9 protein-coding genes are annotated in these 14,873 nt (G+C 54.6%); 4 read left to right on the forward strand and 5 right to left on the reverse strand.

From position 1 onward, the window contains the following. The first annotated feature begins 8 nt into the window (after positions 1-8). Positions 9-665 (forward strand): phosphoribosylglycinamide formyltransferase, encoded by a 657-nt coding sequence (purN, locus tag Q3O59_RS10695; RefSeq protein ID WP_305945575.1) that lies wholly within the window; start codon positions 9-11, stop codon positions 663-665. After that, entirely contained in the window at positions 640-1,416 is a 777-nt protein-coding gene (locus Q3O59_RS10700) for a DUF3108 domain-containing protein (RefSeq protein WP_305945576.1), read from the forward strand. Before purN ends, Q3O59_RS10700 begins: the two co-directional genes overlap by 26 nt. Here the strand turns inward: Q3O59_RS10700 and Q3O59_RS10705 are convergent. Beyond that, positions 1,413-2,177, reverse strand: coding sequence for a class II glutamine amidotransferase (locus Q3O59_RS10705; RefSeq protein WP_305945577.1), 765 nt, complete (start codon positions 2,175-2,177; stop codon positions 1,413-1,415). The two genes, Q3O59_RS10700 and Q3O59_RS10705, sit on opposite strands and share 4 nt — an antisense overlap. Before the next feature lie 195 nt (positions 2,178-2,372). On the opposite strand from Q3O59_RS10705, the gene fadE reads away from it, so the two are divergent. Both fadE and Q3O59_RS10715 read left to right on the forward strand, forming a co-directional pair. Beyond that, positions 2,373-4,841: an acyl-CoA dehydrogenase FadE gene (gene fadE / locus Q3O59_RS10710; protein WP_305945578.1), complete on the forward strand. Its 2,469-nt coding sequence runs from the start codon at positions 2,373-2,375 to the stop codon at positions 4,839-4,841. Between the two features lie 240 nt (positions 4,842-5,081). After that, positions 5,082-8,252 carry an ExeM/NucH family extracellular endonuclease gene (locus Q3O59_RS10715; RefSeq protein ID WP_305945579.1) on the forward strand — a complete coding sequence of 1,057 codons (3,171 nt, stop codon included), beginning with the start codon at positions 5,082-5,084 and terminating at the stop codon, positions 8,250-8,252. A gap of 30 nt (positions 8,253-8,282) precedes the next feature. Here the strand turns inward: Q3O59_RS10715 and Q3O59_RS10720 are convergent, their stop codons facing one another. From Q3O59_RS10720 to Q3O59_RS10735, 4 genes are all read right to left on the reverse strand, one after another. Further along, entirely contained in the window at positions 8,283-11,336 is a 3,054-nt protein-coding gene (locus tag Q3O59_RS10720; RefSeq protein WP_305945580.1) for an ATP-binding protein, read from the reverse strand. 96 nt (positions 11,337-11,432) lie between these two features. After that, positions 11,433-12,800, reverse strand: coding sequence for a sugar MFS transporter (locus tag Q3O59_RS10725; RefSeq protein ID WP_305945581.1), 1,368 nt, complete (start codon positions 12,798-12,800; stop codon positions 11,433-11,435). Next, the gene (nagA, locus tag Q3O59_RS10730; protein WP_305945582.1) at positions 12,797-13,966 is read right to left on the reverse strand and encodes an N-acetylglucosamine-6-phosphate deacetylase; all 1,170 of its coding nucleotides are present in this window, start codon (positions 13,964-13,966) and stop codon (positions 12,797-12,799) included. The genes Q3O59_RS10725 and nagA overlap by 4 nt, the downstream gene beginning before the upstream one ends. Continuing rightward, positions 13,956-14,870, reverse strand: a complete 915-nt coding sequence (locus tag Q3O59_RS10735) for an ROK family protein (protein ID WP_305945583.1) — start codon at positions 14,868-14,870, stop codon at positions 13,956-13,958. Before Q3O59_RS10735 ends, nagA begins: the two co-directional genes overlap by 11 nt. Positions 14,871-14,873: the final 3 nt, after the last annotated feature.

Consider the following 14,873-nt stretch of genomic DNA (forward strand, 5'->3'; position numbering starts at 1 on the left):
GGGTTGGCATGAAATCCATTGTTGTACTGATATCCGGAAACGGCAGCAACCTGCAAGCAATCCTGGACGCCTGCGCCTCAGGCTTTATTGCCGGCCAGGTGACGGCGGTCATTTCCAGCAAAGCCGACGCCTATGGCCTGACCCGTGCCCGGGATGCCGGCTGTGCAGCCCATAGCCTGAGTCATCAGGACTACCAAAACCGCGAGGATTATGATAGCGCCTTGCAGCAACTGATCGAGCGTTACCAACCCGATGTTGTGGTGCTGGCCGGCTTTATGCGGATCCTGACTGCGAGTTTCGTTACGCACTTTTCCGGAAAGTTATTGAACATTCATCCTTCCCTGTTGCCAAAGTACCAGGGTTTGCATACCCATCAACGTGCGATTGAAGCCGGGGATTCCATCCATGGCTGCAGTGTGCACTTTGTCACCGAGGAGCTGGATGGCGGACCTGTGGTATTGCAAGCCAAAGTACCGATTTTTGCTGACGATGATGCAGAAACAGTGGCTGCCAGGGTGCATGAACAAGAGTACCGAATTTATCCTTTGGTGATCCGCTGGTTTTGTCAGGGTCGTTTGCAACAGCAAGGCAACCATGCCTTGCTGGACAATGAACCTTTACCGCAGTATGGATATGCCCATGATGATGATGAACATGATTTCTGAATGGCGCCTGCGGGCGCCTTTTTTCTGCCTGCCCTGGCTGGCTTTTCCTCTTTTCGCCGAACCAGCGACCACTGAGCTCCCGCTGGAGTTAAAACCCTATCAGGCAAAGTACGTGGTGTATCGTAATGGCCGCAGCCATGGCCAGGGCGAGCGTGAGCTAACCGTAGAGAACGGTACCTATACCCTGCGTTACCGCAGTGAAGTCAGTTGGATGGTGCTGCGTGATCGCCGGGAAGAGCAAACGACCTTTCAACTGGATGGAACCCGGGTCCAGCCATTGCATTATGAAATGCGCCGCAGTGGCACAGGGCCCAACCGTCACCATCAACTGACCTTGGATCCTGTCAAGCAAGAGGTGCGGCAAGGTCGTAAGGGAGAGTTGAAAGAACATGGCTGGAGTGATGCCTGGCTGGATCAGCTCAGTTACCACCAACAACTGGCCATTGACCTGGCCGCAGGCAAACGCAGCTTCAGCTACGAGGTATTAAACCGGCGGGGTGATCCAAGAACCTATCATTTTCAGGTGGTTGGTAAAGAAACCCTGCCATTGCCTTATGGTGAAGTGAAAGCCTGGCGAATAGAGCGGGTCGAAGACGACTCTGATCGACAAATTTATGCCTGGGTCGCTCCAGAACTGGATTACCTGCTGGTGCGGATCTGGCATGGTGAAGACAATGTCGAGCAGGTCGATTTGCAACTGCATGAAGTCCGTTGGCAGCAAAGCGACACCGCAGCCCTGTCTTCGCGTTAAATCGGCTCACCGTAACGAAACAGCTGGCTTTCACCCGGCGCCATCTTGTGCCACTGCTCATTCAGGGTCAGAGGTTCGGTCGCAATCACCGTCACCACATCATTGGGTGTGGTTTCTCTGGCAAAGTCGATGTCCACGTCCACATCCGATAAGCGGGCAATACCAAAAGGTGCCCGCCGGGTAATCCAGTGCAATTTGGTGGTGCAATAAGTCAGCAGATACTCACCATCAGTCAGCAGCATATTGAACACCCCCAATTGTTGCAGACTTTTCGCTTTTTTCTGCAGAAAACGAAAGGCGGCTTTACGCGAGCGCGGCTTAGTTGGGTAGCGTTTGTCCAGCTCACTCATCAGGTAACAAAAAGCCCGCTCACTGTCGGTAGTACCAACCGGCTGAAAGCGTGCCACCGGCAAATCCTTGTAATCATGCAGTTGACCATTGTGGGCATAGGTCCAATAGCGACCCCAAAGCTCGCGGGTGAAGGGATGGGTATTTTGCAGACTGACCCGGCCACGATTGGCCTGCCGAATATGAGCCACCACAGCACAGCTTTTAATCGGATAATCACTGACCAGGCGGGCAATTTCTGACTCGTAACTGGGCAGCGCATCTTTAAAGGTACAGACACCCTTGCCTTCATAAAAGGCAACACCCCAACCATCCCGGTGCGGACCAGTCCGGCCTCCGCGCTCTTTTAATCCCTTGAAGCTAAAACAGATATCCGTTGGGACATTGGCAGACATCCCCAGCAACTCGCACATGGTCTTCACTACTCCCAGAACAATGATTGGCGCCACCGGACGCCAACAGTGAGCCAAACGACTATACTGATTCGTATCAAGGCATGTAAAGCACTTTGTACGTCCAACCATGGCAACCTGACTGAAATACTTGCAACTTGCTGTGGAAGATTATACTCTTGGATGAATAGTGGTCAGACCTCTTAGGAGATAAATATGGAAGGGTTTGTATTTAGCCTGATATTGCTGCTGGTGATTGGCATGCTTGCCTACTACCGAGCCAGCTTAACCTTGTTTACTGCAGCCATAGCCTTAACCTTGGCCGCGGGTACCTTCGCCGGCCCTGTCGGCATGGTCAGCTGGATTATCTTTCTGGTGCTGGCACTGCCGTTAAACATCGCTTTCGTGCGGCAAAAACTGCTGACACAACCCTTGCTGGGCCTGTATCGCAAAATTATGCCGGAGATGTCCAGCACCGAAAAAGAAGCCATCGATGCTGGTACCACCTGGTGGGAAGCCGATCTGTTTCGTGGCAACCCGGACTGGCAAAAGTTGCACAACTTCCCCACCCCACGCTTAAGCCCTGAAGAACAGGCGTTTTTGGATGGCCCGGTGGAAACCTTGCTGGATATGGTCGACGACTGGGAAATAACCCATGAGCGTGCCGATCTGTCACCCGAGGTTTACCAATACCTGAAAGACCATGGTTTCTTTGCCATGATCATCAAGAAACAATACGGTGGTCTGGAGTTTTCTGCCTACGCCCAGTCCTGTGTGCTGCAAAAACTCACCAGCAAAAGCATGGTATTGTCCAGTATTGTCGGTGTCCCGAACTCCTTAGGCCCGGGCGAACTGTTGCAACACTACGGCACTGATGAGCAGAAAAATCACTACTTGCCTCGCCTTGCTAAAGGTGTGGATGTGCCCTGTTTCGCACTAACCAGCCCAGAGGCAGGCTCCGATGCAGGCTCCATTCCTGATTTTGGTGTGGTCTGTAAAGGGCAATGGCAAGGCAAAGAAGTGCTGGGCATGCGTCTGACCTGGAACAAGCGCTACATTACACTGGCCCCTATTGCCACTGTGCTTGGCCTGGCCTTCAAACTGCAAGACCCGGACAAACTGCTGGGAGATAAGGAAGATCTGGGCATCACCTGTGCGTTGATCCCAGCCGATACCCCAGGGGTGAAAATTGGCCGTCGTCACTTCCCGTTGAACGTGCCTTTCCAAAATGGTCCGACGCAGGGCAGCGATGTCTTTGTACCGCTTGATTTCATTATTGGCGGCGCCAAAATGGCTGGCCAGGGCTGGCGTATGCTGGTTGAGTGCTTGTCGGTAGGTCGCGCCATTACCCTGCCATCCAACAGCACAGCTGGCATCAAGGCCGCGGCGATGGCAACAGGCGCTTATGCCCGTATCCGTCGTCAATTCAAGATCCCGGTGGGTAAAATGGAAGGCGTTGAAGAAGCCATGGCCCGTATTGGAGGCTATGCTTACATGGCATGTGCTTCCACCACCATGTCAGTGGGTTCGATTGACCTGGGGGAAAAGCCTTCGGTTATCTCTGCCATCACCAAATACCACATTACCGAGCGCATGCGCCTGGCGATGATCGATGCGATGGATGTGCATGGTGGTAAAGGCATCTGCATGGGGCCTGACAACTATCTGGCCCGTGGTTACCAGGGTGCACCTGTTGCCATCACGGTCGAAGGCGCCAACATCCTCACCCGCAACATGATCATCTACGGCCAGGGCGCCATCCGCTGTCATCCTTACGTGCTGGCTGAGCTGCAAGCCGCCTACAACGAGGACAACCGTGCCGCGGTGACGGCCTTTGATAAGGCGCTGTTTGGCCACATTGGCTTCGCCATCAGCAACTTCTTCCGTACCTTCTGGTTGTCCTTGACCGGTGGCGCCTTTAGCAGTGCCCCGTACAGCGATGCCACCGCAAAATACTACAAGCAGATGAATCGCTTTAGTGCAGCACTGGCACTGATGTCGGATGTTGCCATGGGTACCCTGGGCGGTGATTTAAAACGCCGCGAGCGGATCTCGGCGCGTCTGGGTGACATTCTCAGCATGCTGTATCTGACATCCAGCGTGTTAAAGCGCTACCAGGACGAAGGTCGTCAGCCGCAAGACCTGCCGCTGGTACAATGGGCCTGTGAAGACAATCTGGCCCGGGCGCAACAAGCGCTGGACGAACTCTTTGATAACTTCCCGAACCGGTTGGTCGGTGTGGTGTTAAAGCGCGTCGTATTCCCATGGGGTCGGACGCTGCGCCGCCCTGCCGACAAAGTGGAGCATCAGGTTGCCCGCATTATGCAAACGCCATGCGAAGCACGTTCGCGCTTGGGTCACCACCTGTATCTAGCCGCGAAAGACAACAACCCGATTGGCATGGTCGAGCAGGCACTGCGTGATGTGCTGGCTGCCGAGCCCTTGTTCGACAAAGTCTGCCAAGCAGCCAACAAGCGCCTGCCATTCTTCCGCCTGAACGAGGTTGCAGAACTGGGGCTGGAGCTGAAGATTATTTCAGAGCAAGAAGCCGAGTTGCTGCGTAAAGCCGAAGTCAGTCGTCTGCGCACCATCAACGTCGATGACTTTGACTTTAATTATCTGGCTGCCGACAAAGCCTTGCTGGAGTCCGAGCAAGCCAACACCGCCAAGGTAAACGCAGCTTAAAACAAGCCATTGTTCCAGAGCCCGGTTTTGAACCGGGCTTTTTTATTGCATTAAATGTTAACAAAAAAAACCTCAAGCCATGTTAAAATTAGCATTTACTGAAAAGTTTAATGAAAATGACACATGAGCGCATTATACTAGCCAACTCTTACCGGCCTTTGCGAACCCATGCCCGAGGCCGGTGTTAACCAGGCGTACTGCCGTACCACGTCATAACTACAAACAATACGGAACCGACCCATGAAACAGCTACTGGCTTTGGTGCTGCTGCTCAGCACCTTTGGCTTGTGGGCCCAAAGCCCCATCGCCTACTGGTCACAAAACTTCAATGAACTGCCGGACGGCAGCTTTGGCTTTAGCCCGGACTCTTTTCCACAAGCACCAGACATTGGCAACGGTGTGATTTACCTTACTGACTTTAATCAGGAAACTGCAGCCAATGGCAGTTATCTGACCATCCAGTCTTTCGCAGGTACCACCATCAATGCCCTGCCTGGCTACGCCGCTGGTGGCAGCTTGTCGGTGCAAGGTGGCCCGGCGACCAGCAACAATGGCGCTGCCATCATCATTCAGGTGAGCAGCACTGGTTATCAGGACCTCCGCTTAAGCTGGGCCCAGCGCGGAACCGCCACCGGTTTTAACGAGCGTCGTCTAAGCTGGTCACTGAATGGTGAGGACTTTACCGAGTTTGCAGTGGACTCAGGCGCCCTTGGCAGCAGCTTCCAGTTGCGCAGCTATGATCTGAGCGATATTACGGCGCTCAACAACCAAGAACAGCTCTACTTTCGAATTGAGCTGCTTGGTGCCAGCAACGCGACCGGCAACAACCGCTTTGACAATATTCAGGTCAGTGGTGTCATCAGTGCCGATGCCGAGCGGATTACGGTCTATCAACGCGATTTTGCCAGCAACCCTTTTGACAAAGGTTGGCAGCAGTGGAGCTTAAATGGGGAGCAGCAATGGCAATGGGATGGCGGCTTTAACAACGTCAGTTTTTCTGGCTTTGTTGACGGCAGCTGCAATGCCAATGACAGTTGGCTGGTATCACCTGCCTTTGATGTCGACAGCCAGACCGATGAGCGCCTGGCCATTGATATTGCTCGTGGCTTCGCCGGTGTCAATAACCTGGATATCTATTACTCTACCCAATTCAATGGTACAGAGCTTAATCCTGCAGACTGGGTGTTGCTCACCAGCATCAGCCCGGATGATTTTAGCAGCAACAATGTGCCAGTCCGCTTCGACGGTTTTGAACAGCTGGCTTCGCTCAGTGGTCAGGCCCACCTGGCTTTTCGTTACCAGTTTGACAGCGGTAACTGCAGCACCTGGCGTTTGTCCAATCTGCTGCTGACCGCTGAAAACCCAATTGCAACCGCCCCCTTTGCTTGTGACAACCCGGTCACCCGCATTCATCAGGTTCAGGGCGCCGGCTTCCAGAGCCCGTTGCAAGGTGCTGAAGTTCAGCTGCAAGCGGTGGTGACCGCGGTGTTCCAAAACACCGACAACGGTGGTCTCGGTGGTTTCTATCTGCAGGAAAAGGACCACTACCAAGATGGCAACCCAGCCACGTCCGAAGGCATCTTTGTCTACGACAATGGTTTTGGTGTGCCGGTTGCACCCGGCGATCTGGTTCGGGTTCGTGGTACAGTGGCCGAGTTTTTTGAAGAAACCCAGCTGTCCGCAGTGAGCGAGGTTGCGGTTTGTGATAGCAACCAGCTGCATCAGGTCACACCAGTGCAATTGCACCTGCCTGTCGCTGACTTTGCTCAGCTTGAAGCCATCGAAGGCATGTGGTTGCAAACCGCAGAAAACCTGACAGTAACCGATGTCTTTAATGCGGTTCGTTTTGGTGAGTTTAGCGTGTCCAATGGACGCCTGTACAACCCAACACAAGTTGTCAGCCCTGGTGCAGAAGCCCAGGCTTTGACGGCACAAAACCGACTGAATCGCCTGATTATTGACAACGGTTTAACCGGCGTCAACCGCCAGCCCTTTATCACTGGTGAAGATGGCATTCAGCCGATCTCAGCCAGCAATCCAATCCGCAATGGCTATCAGCTGCAAGCTGGTTTTGAAGGCGTGATGAGCTATGCTTTTGGTGCCTACCGTGCCCGCTACCTCAGCACCCCGGTTTTTCTGACCAACAGCAACCCAAGACTGCAGGCTCCGACTCTGAGCGAACAAGGGGACATCCGAGTCGCCACCTTTAACGTGGAAAACCTGTTCACCACTTTTGATCTGCCAGGCAACAGCTGTGGTCCCAATGCGCTTAGTTGCCGTGGTGCCCGCTCAGAAAGCGAGCTGACACGCCAGCTGGATAAACTGGTACCGGCCATTCTGGCGCTGGATGCCGATGTGCTGGCCCTGATTGAAATCGAAAACGATGCCGATGACGCCACCCTGGCACGACTGGTTGCAGCGCTGAATGATGCACCGGGACAATCGGACTGGCACTACGTAGCCACAGGCTGGCTGGGCACCGACGCCATCAAACCGGCGTTTATCTACCGTGCCACTGCTGTCTCACCTTTGGGTGACTTTGCGGTGTTGGATTCCAGTGTCGATCCCGACTTTGACACCTCGCGTCAGCGCCCGGCCTTGGCCCAGAGCTTTATCACCACAGAAGGTGCTGCCCTTACCGCGGTAGCCATTCACTTGCGGGCGAAAGTGTGCGGCAGTGCCAGTGGGATCAATGCCGATCAGGGCGATGGCCAAGGTTGCTGGAATCACTGGCGTACCCAATCGGCCCATGCTTTGCTGCGCTGGTTAGAAACTGATCCGACTGGAGCCGGAAACACCGATTATCTGGTACTGGGCGACTTTAACGCCTACGCCAAAGAAGACCCACTGGCGGCATTTGAAGCAGCAGGCTTCGTCAATCTGGCAGTGCAGAGCAACGACAACGATTACCGGGTGTACAGTTACACCTTTATGGGTGAATCCGGCAGTCTGGATCATGCCTTTGCCAGCCCTTCCCTGGCGGCCAAAGTGCTGCAAGCCAAGTCCTGGTACATCAACTCGGATGAGATCCCAGCCTTCAACTACAGCGAAGGCCCGCTGCCTGGTGGCCTGGAGAAACCCGATAACTTCTATCAGGCCGATCCATTTCGCACCTCGGATCATGATCCACTGCTGATTGCCATGCAACTCAGTGAACCAGTCCCCCCTGTTGCAGCAGAGCTTAGCCTGATTCGGGTGAACCGTGCCCGCTCAGGCTCAACGCTGGTGCAATTACGACTGGAAGGGGACGTGACAGGACTGGAACTGCGCCGTAATGGCCAACCGGTGACCACTGTGCAGCGAGCCGGCCGTTACAACGATCAGTTCAAAACCAGTGACAACCTGGCTCAGTATCAATTGTGTCGCGCAAGCACTGAGCAGTGCACGGCGGTGCTGCAGGTTGATTTCTAAATCTGACCGAGGCAGTCCCTTAGCAACCAGTTAAGCGGACTGCATCAACGCAGCCAGCGCCTCGCAGTCTTCTGCTGTGATGTGCTGGCCTTTTTTTTGCTGCTGCTCCAAACGAGCAGCGCACTGACTAATAGCAGCCAGCCCAAAGCTGCCGGCAGTGCCTTTGATCCGATGCAGCAACCCCAGAATCTGGGCCTCATCTTGCTTGGCCACAAAGGCTTGCAATTGCTGCAACTGTGCTGGCAGCTGCTGCAGGTAGCTTTGTTTTAGCGCCTCAATCCGCTTGATTGTAGCCTGGGCCTTGTCTGGCTTTGCCTCCACCTTCGGCTGCCCCTGCAGATACTGTTGAACCATCTGATACAACTCAGGTGGGTCAATCGGCTTAGTCAACACTTCATTGCAACCGGCTTGCAAAAACACCGCTTTATCTTCCGGCAGTACATCGGCGGTCAATGCCAAAATCGGCAACTGCAGACCAACCTGTCGCAATCGCCGGGTGGCTTCAGCGCCATCTAAAACAGGCATATTCATGTCCATTAAGATTAGGTCATACCGCTGCTGCTGGGCCAGCTGCGTAGCTTGCTCGCCATTTTCAGCCTGGGTCACGGTTAAACCACTTTGCTCAAGCAAGTCCGCCACCAGCAACCGAATATCCGCCACATCATCGACCACCAGCACCTGCCCTTGCAGTACTGGCACTTGCCAAGAGAGTGGCTGCAAGGACTGCTGTTTAGCCAGCTGCTCAGCTTCAGGCTCCACCAGGGGCAACTCCAACCGGAAATGACTGCCCTGCCCTAACGAACTGCTGACCGACAATTCGCCTTGCATCAATTCCGCCAGCTGATAACTAATGTGCAACCCAAGGCCGGTTCCACCGTATTTGCGGCTGGTGCCCGAGTCTGCTTGCTCGAAAGCCGAGAAAATCTTCTCCAGCTGCTCCATGCTCATGCCGATGCCGGTGTCGCTCACTTCCACCAGCAAGCGGTGAGCCGATAATCTGGATGCTCGCAGCACCACCTTACCCTGCTCGGTAAATTTAATGGCATTGCTTAATAAGTTCAGCAGAATTTGACGCACCCGCTGTGGGTCCAACAGCAGCCAAGCTGGAATATCGTCCGCAATAACGACTTCCAACTGCAGCTTTTTACTTTTGGCCAGTTTGTTGACATCACTGCACAAATCCTGCAGCAAAGCTGCCAATGCCACCGGCTGTCGCACCATGGTCAACTTGCCTTCTTCCAGCTTGGCAGCATCCAAAATGTCGTTAACGACATCCAGCAAATAGCGGCTGTTGCGGGCGATCACCTGCAGCTGATCGTGTTGCGAAGATTCCTGCTTTTGCTGACGCAGCAACTGCTCGGTATAACCGATGATGGCGGTTAAAGGGGTGCGTAGTTCATGACTCATGGTGGCCAGAAAGCGGGATTTCACCTCTGCCAGTTCGGTCGCTCTGTCCCGCTCGGTTTGCAGCTCCTCGGTACGTTGTCTGACCCGTTGCTCCAGACTGCTATTCAGCTCTTCCAGCCGGCTGCCAGCCTGATGCAAGCGCACCACCATGGCATTGTAGGCCTCAAACAATTGTTGCACTTCAAGCCCTGATACGCGATCCGACAGGTCGCAAAATGGAGCTTGCTGTTGCAGTTCCAACCGCTGAATGGACTGTATCAGTTGCTTTAAAGGCCGGGTATAGAGCCGAACCACATAAAAAGAGCTGCGATTAAGCAGCCACAAAGCCAGAATAGCCAGCAAAATCACCATCAAAGTCAGCACGTTGTACCCCAGCAATACCGAGTCCAACCGATACTGCAGCAGCAACAGCCAGCCATCATCGGTTTGATGCTGGCGGATAAAGCTGCGGCCTGGCTGGTTCAACTGAATGCCGCCATCTGGGCTGAGCCAGGACGAAGCAAACACCAGTTTACCGGGCAACAAGTCGGCTCCGATACGGAAGGAGCGGCCATAGGCCTCGGATGATGGCACCGACCAAATCAACTGGTCCTGATTATCCAGTAGCACAGCGCGCATATTCGGGCTGGCTTCAGCTGGCTGCAACTGTTGGATTAAAGAGGACAACAACACAGAGGCTTGCACAATGCCCCGGAATTCTTGCTGCACGCTCAGCATCGGCGCACTCACTGCAAATAGCAGGTCATGCCCCAATCCCCGCCCGACATAGGCATCGCTGACATAACTGCCTACAGGTTTGAGCTTTAGCTGCTGAAAGTAGGCACGATCAGCCACATTCACCGGCCCTTGTAACTGTTCACCGGTTCGGATGCGGTAGTCAGTCACATCGCCAACAACATCCACAATAGCTGTTGAAATAAAATGCGGCTGCATGGCCAGCAAATCAGTTAACACTCCCGCATCCGGCTGCCGGCTGTAACTCAGTGCTGCTTGTTTCACGGCAGCCCGAAACTGCTGCAATTGATTGGCACTGTAATTAAGAAAGTGCTGCTCCAGCCGAATCAACTGTTCATGGCGTTTGCTCAGATCCCAGATCACATAGGCGTGCAAGGCTGCCAAAATCAGTACCAGCGCAGGTACTGCCGAAAACACTGTAATGCGGCCAGCCAATTGCTCTGCTAACGGCTGATGCTGACTTTGACCTTTGCCGATGGCCACATTCAGAATCATTTTGCTGCCAAAGAGGTTGAGCACCCCTCCCAGAGCCAGCACCCCACTGATCAACAGGGCAAATCCAATACCTGCGCCAAGCCAAAGTTGATACAACACAACCGCAGCAGCAAGCAAAGGCCAGCAACACAGGTAAAGGTGGCCGATTTTTTGTTGACCAAGCCGCCAGGCTAAAAACACCAGACAAAATTCGGCCAGGCTCAGCCACCAAAGCCAGGCCCCCAAAAATGGTAGCGTGACTACAGCGAAACAAGCCAGCCCCCAAGCTGGTCCCAATCGGAGCAATAGCACCAAAAATGCCGTATTGCCCAACAACAAGGGAGCCAGCAATGGCAGTTGCAACACCAGCAGATTGATCAGCGCACCCAGCAGGCTGACATAGCTCCATAGCCAAAGCCTTCTGCGACTAAAGCGGAAAAAGTGACTGGGTGTTGGGTAAGGGCTCAACAAGCGGCTTCCTCTGCAAGCAATTCAAATCTACCCCAGAGTATAGCCGCTTTGGTTGAGTTGCGAAGGAGCAAGTTGTTTCTACTCAGTGGTTTATCACCACTGTTTGATTTTATGGCCTTTGACGGCGTAAAACAGGATAAAGGCATAGCAAGGCAACAGCATCCAGTAAGCCGATTGGCTGTTGCCGCTGCTGTGTGCCAGATAGCCATAGACCAGCGGTAATAAAGCGCCGCCGGCAATGCCCATAATCAGCAAGGCTGAGCCAGTCGCCGTTAAACGTCCCAGGCCTTGCAACGCCAACGGCCAGACCGCAGGCCAAACCAAAGCATTGGCAAATCCAAGCAAGGCGACAAAGAGCACCGAGTCCGGCACCGCCGGTATGCCAACCAGGCTCAGTGTCCAATCCGATAACACGGATTGCTCCGTGGAACTGAGCAGAATACCAAGCGTAAAGACCAGACCTGCCAGCGCCGAGCCCAACAAAGCCGAAGATTGCGATAAATAGCGCGGGATCAACAGCACCCCAAGCAGATAACCCGCCACCATAAACGCCATGGTGTAGGAGGTCAGCACGCCAAAATGCGCCACACCCAGCCCCTGACCATAAAGCCCAATGCTGTCACCGGCGATGACTTCCACCCCAACGTAAAAGAACAAGGCAATAAACCCCAGCACCAGTTGCGGGTGACGCCAAATCGCCCGCCAATCCGATTCCATCGATTTTGTAGTCATAGCCGCTTGCTCGGTTTCTGCCACCAGGGTGGTCACCGCATCCGCAGCAGGCTCGGGCTCGGATAAATCCGGCTCCGGCAAGCGGGAAAAGTGCACAAAGGCCATTAACCCCAGCAAGGCCGCCGTCATGTACAAATAGGGCACCACCAGACGATTTGACAGGGCTTGCAGCTCTATCGCTTGCTGCTCGGGTGTCAGCAAGGCCATGGCTTCTTCGGTGTACTGCTCCATCCCGGTCAGGATCCAGGCGGCAAAGATTAAAGGTACAATGAAGCCGGCCCCTTTGTTGACAATGCCCATAATGCTGATGCGCATGGCTGCACTTTCACGTGGGCCAATGCAAACAATGTAGGGGTTGGCAGCCGTCTGCAAAATGGTCAGACCTGTCCCCAGTACAAAGAGCGCCAGCAAAAAGAACGCATAATGGGCGCTTTGTGCCGCTGGGATAAACAACACAGAGCCCAGCACCATGATGCCAAGACCAATGGTCATGCCATGCTTATAACCGAAGCGGTTTAGCAGCACCGACATAGGCAGCGCCATCACCACGTAGGCTATGTAAAAAGCAAAAGCGACCAGCAACGCCTGAAACTCATTCAGCTCACAGACAATTTTTAAAAATGGGATAAGAGCACCGTTCAGCCAGGTCACAAAGCCAAACACAAAAAACAAAATACCAATCAACAGCATCGGAAAGAAGCTGCTCTGTTGCTTAAAGCTCGTTGTCATAACGCTACCTTCGATTGTGGATCCAGATAAAATGGCCGACCGGCGACCCAGCTTTGTCGAACTTGCTGCGAGTCGTCCAGCCAGACCATATCGGCCTGTTTACCCGGTGCCAGACGACCCAACCGGTCGGCACAACCCAGAAAATCAGCCGGGAAGGCCGACGCCATTTCCAGGGCTTCGGCCAGGCCAACACCCAGTTGCTGACTGGCTTGTTGCACTGCGGTGATCATGTCCAGCACCGAGCCCGCCAATGAGCCGCTTGGATCGGTCAAACGGCTGCCCTGGCGCACCACCTGCCCATCAAAGAAATCAAACTGTGTTTGCTCGGTACCAACAGGTGACATGGCATCGGTGACCAAAAACAGTTTTCCTTTTGGCTTGGCCTGATAAGCCAGCAAAGCGGCAAGCGGATGCAAATGGTGACCATCCAGAATAATGCCACACCAACTACGCCTGTCGGTCAAAGCGGCCCCCACCATGCCTGGCTCGCGCGATGTCAGTGGCGACATGCCGTTGTACAAATGGGTGAAGCCTGTAGCTCCGGCATTCAGCGCCGCTTGCACTGTGGCGGCATCGGCATTGGAGTGGCCTAAACAAACCCGGACATCCTCCGCAACCAGCTCGGCTATGAGCTCCGGGGCGACCCTTTCCGGGGCCAATGTCACCACCTTGATGCCTAAATCTTTGCGCTGGTACAAATTCCACTCCGCATCCGTCAGCGAGCGAATATGAGCTGGCGTGTGCACCCCTTTTTTCGCCAGAGACAAATGAGGGCCTTCGAAGTGAATGCCCAGCACGCCGGGCTCTTTGGCGGCAAGTGCAGCTGCAACAGTGTCGGCAGCCTGCTGCATTACCGTTACCGAGTCGGTGATGACCGTTGGCAAGATGCCGGTGCTGCCAAAACGGGCGTGGGCACTCAGCATTTGCCGCAACCCCGTCGGAGTCGGTTGCTGATTAAACAAGACGCCGCCGCCGCCATTGACCTGAACATCAATCAAACCTGGCACCAAGGAGCCTTCCGACAGGCGGTGCAGGGGCCAATCCGCCCGAGGCTCGGCCTGAATGCCGACAATGCAGCCATCGGCAATCTGCAGGTAGTGCTGGTAGCGCCAGCCTTCCGGGGTGAGCACTCTGGGCGCCAGGATCTGGTAAGGATCAGTGTTCATACAAAGCTCCGGCTAAAGCTGCGCCACGCTTGCCACTGGCCGCACCGGCAGCAGCTGCCCGAATAGGCGGTACTTGCAAGCCTGCAAACAGGTGTGGCCGCACCGCGGCAGGTGCGGCTGCAATAATTTCGGCAATATCGGATAAGCCCCCGCCCAGCACAATGACATCGGGATCGTAGGCCAGAATTTGCGCCGCCAACACGGCGCCCAGCGCGTCCATATAGACAGCAAAGGTGGCTTGCGCTGCGGCTTCACCGGCACGGTAAGCGTCCAGCCATTGGTAGGTGCTGGCTTCGTTGCCCTGCAGATGCTGGTACAATCGTTCCAGGCCCCGGCCTGAGACATAGGTTTCTGCGCAGCCGAGCAAACCGCAACCACAGCGGAACAGCGGCAGTTGGTGCTGCTGGATCACCCGGGCAGCCAGGCTTTGATGACCAAACTCCCCCACCAGTTGCTGGGCTCCCTGCTGCAACTGACCATCGGCGTAGAAACCACCGCCACAGCCGGTTCCAAGAATCACCCCCAGCACCCGGTTAAAGTCTTGACCCGCGCCCAGCCGGGCTTCGGATAAAACGAAGCTGCGGCAATCATTCTCGATCACCACAGGGCGTGTTAGCAGCGCTTGCAAGTCGGCTGCCACGGGTTGTTGGTTCAAACAAGGCAGGTTGCTGGAAATCACCAGCCCCTGCGTATCGCTGATGCCGGGCAAAGCAATGCCCAGCATGCCGTGCTGGCCACTCCACTGATCTGCCTGCGCGACCAGTTGCTGCACTTGCTGCAAAAATTCCGGGTAATCGCCCCCTGGGGTCGATACACGCCATTCATGCAGCAAGGTCCAGTTTGCATCGTAGATGGCCATCTCCATTTTGGTGCCACCGATGTCCAGTCCATAATACACGGCCATGGT

It is taken from the genome of Alkalimonas delamerensis, assembly GCF_030717955.1.
Classification (GTDB): domain Bacteria; phylum Pseudomonadota; class Gammaproteobacteria; order Enterobacterales; family Alteromonadaceae; genus Alkalimonas; species Alkalimonas delamerensis.

Bases quoted from the DNA above. Each gene is read 5' to 3' on its own strand.
- Q3O59_RS10725 (WP_305945581.1), bottom strand. From the start codon at position 12,800: ATGACAACGAGCTTTAAGCAACAGAGCAGCTTCTTTCCGATGCTGTTG.
- Q3O59_RS10715 (WP_305945579.1), top strand. From the start codon at position 5,082: ATGAAACAGCTACTGGCTTTGGTGCTGCTGCTCAGCACCTTTGGCTTG.
- Q3O59_RS10705 (WP_305945577.1), bottom strand. From the start codon at position 2,177: ATGTGCGAGTTGCTGGGGATGTCTGCCAATGTCCCAACGGATATCTGT.
- Q3O59_RS10700 (WP_305945576.1), top strand. From the start codon at position 640: ATGATGATGATGAACATGATTTCTGAATGGCGCCTGCGGGCGCCTTTT.
- purN (WP_305945575.1), top strand. From the start codon at position 9: ATGAAATCCATTGTTGTACTGATATCCGGAAACGGCAGCAACCTGCAA.
- Q3O59_RS10735 (WP_305945583.1), bottom strand. From the start codon at position 14,870: ATGGCCGTGTATTATGGACTGGACATCGGTGGCACCAAAATGGAGATG.
- nagA (WP_305945582.1), bottom strand. From the start codon at position 13,966: ATGAACACTGATCCTTACCAGATCCTGGCGCCCAGAGTGCTCACCCCG.
- fadE (WP_305945578.1), top strand. From the start codon at position 2,373: ATGGAAGGGTTTGTATTTAGCCTGATATTGCTGCTGGTGATTGGCATG.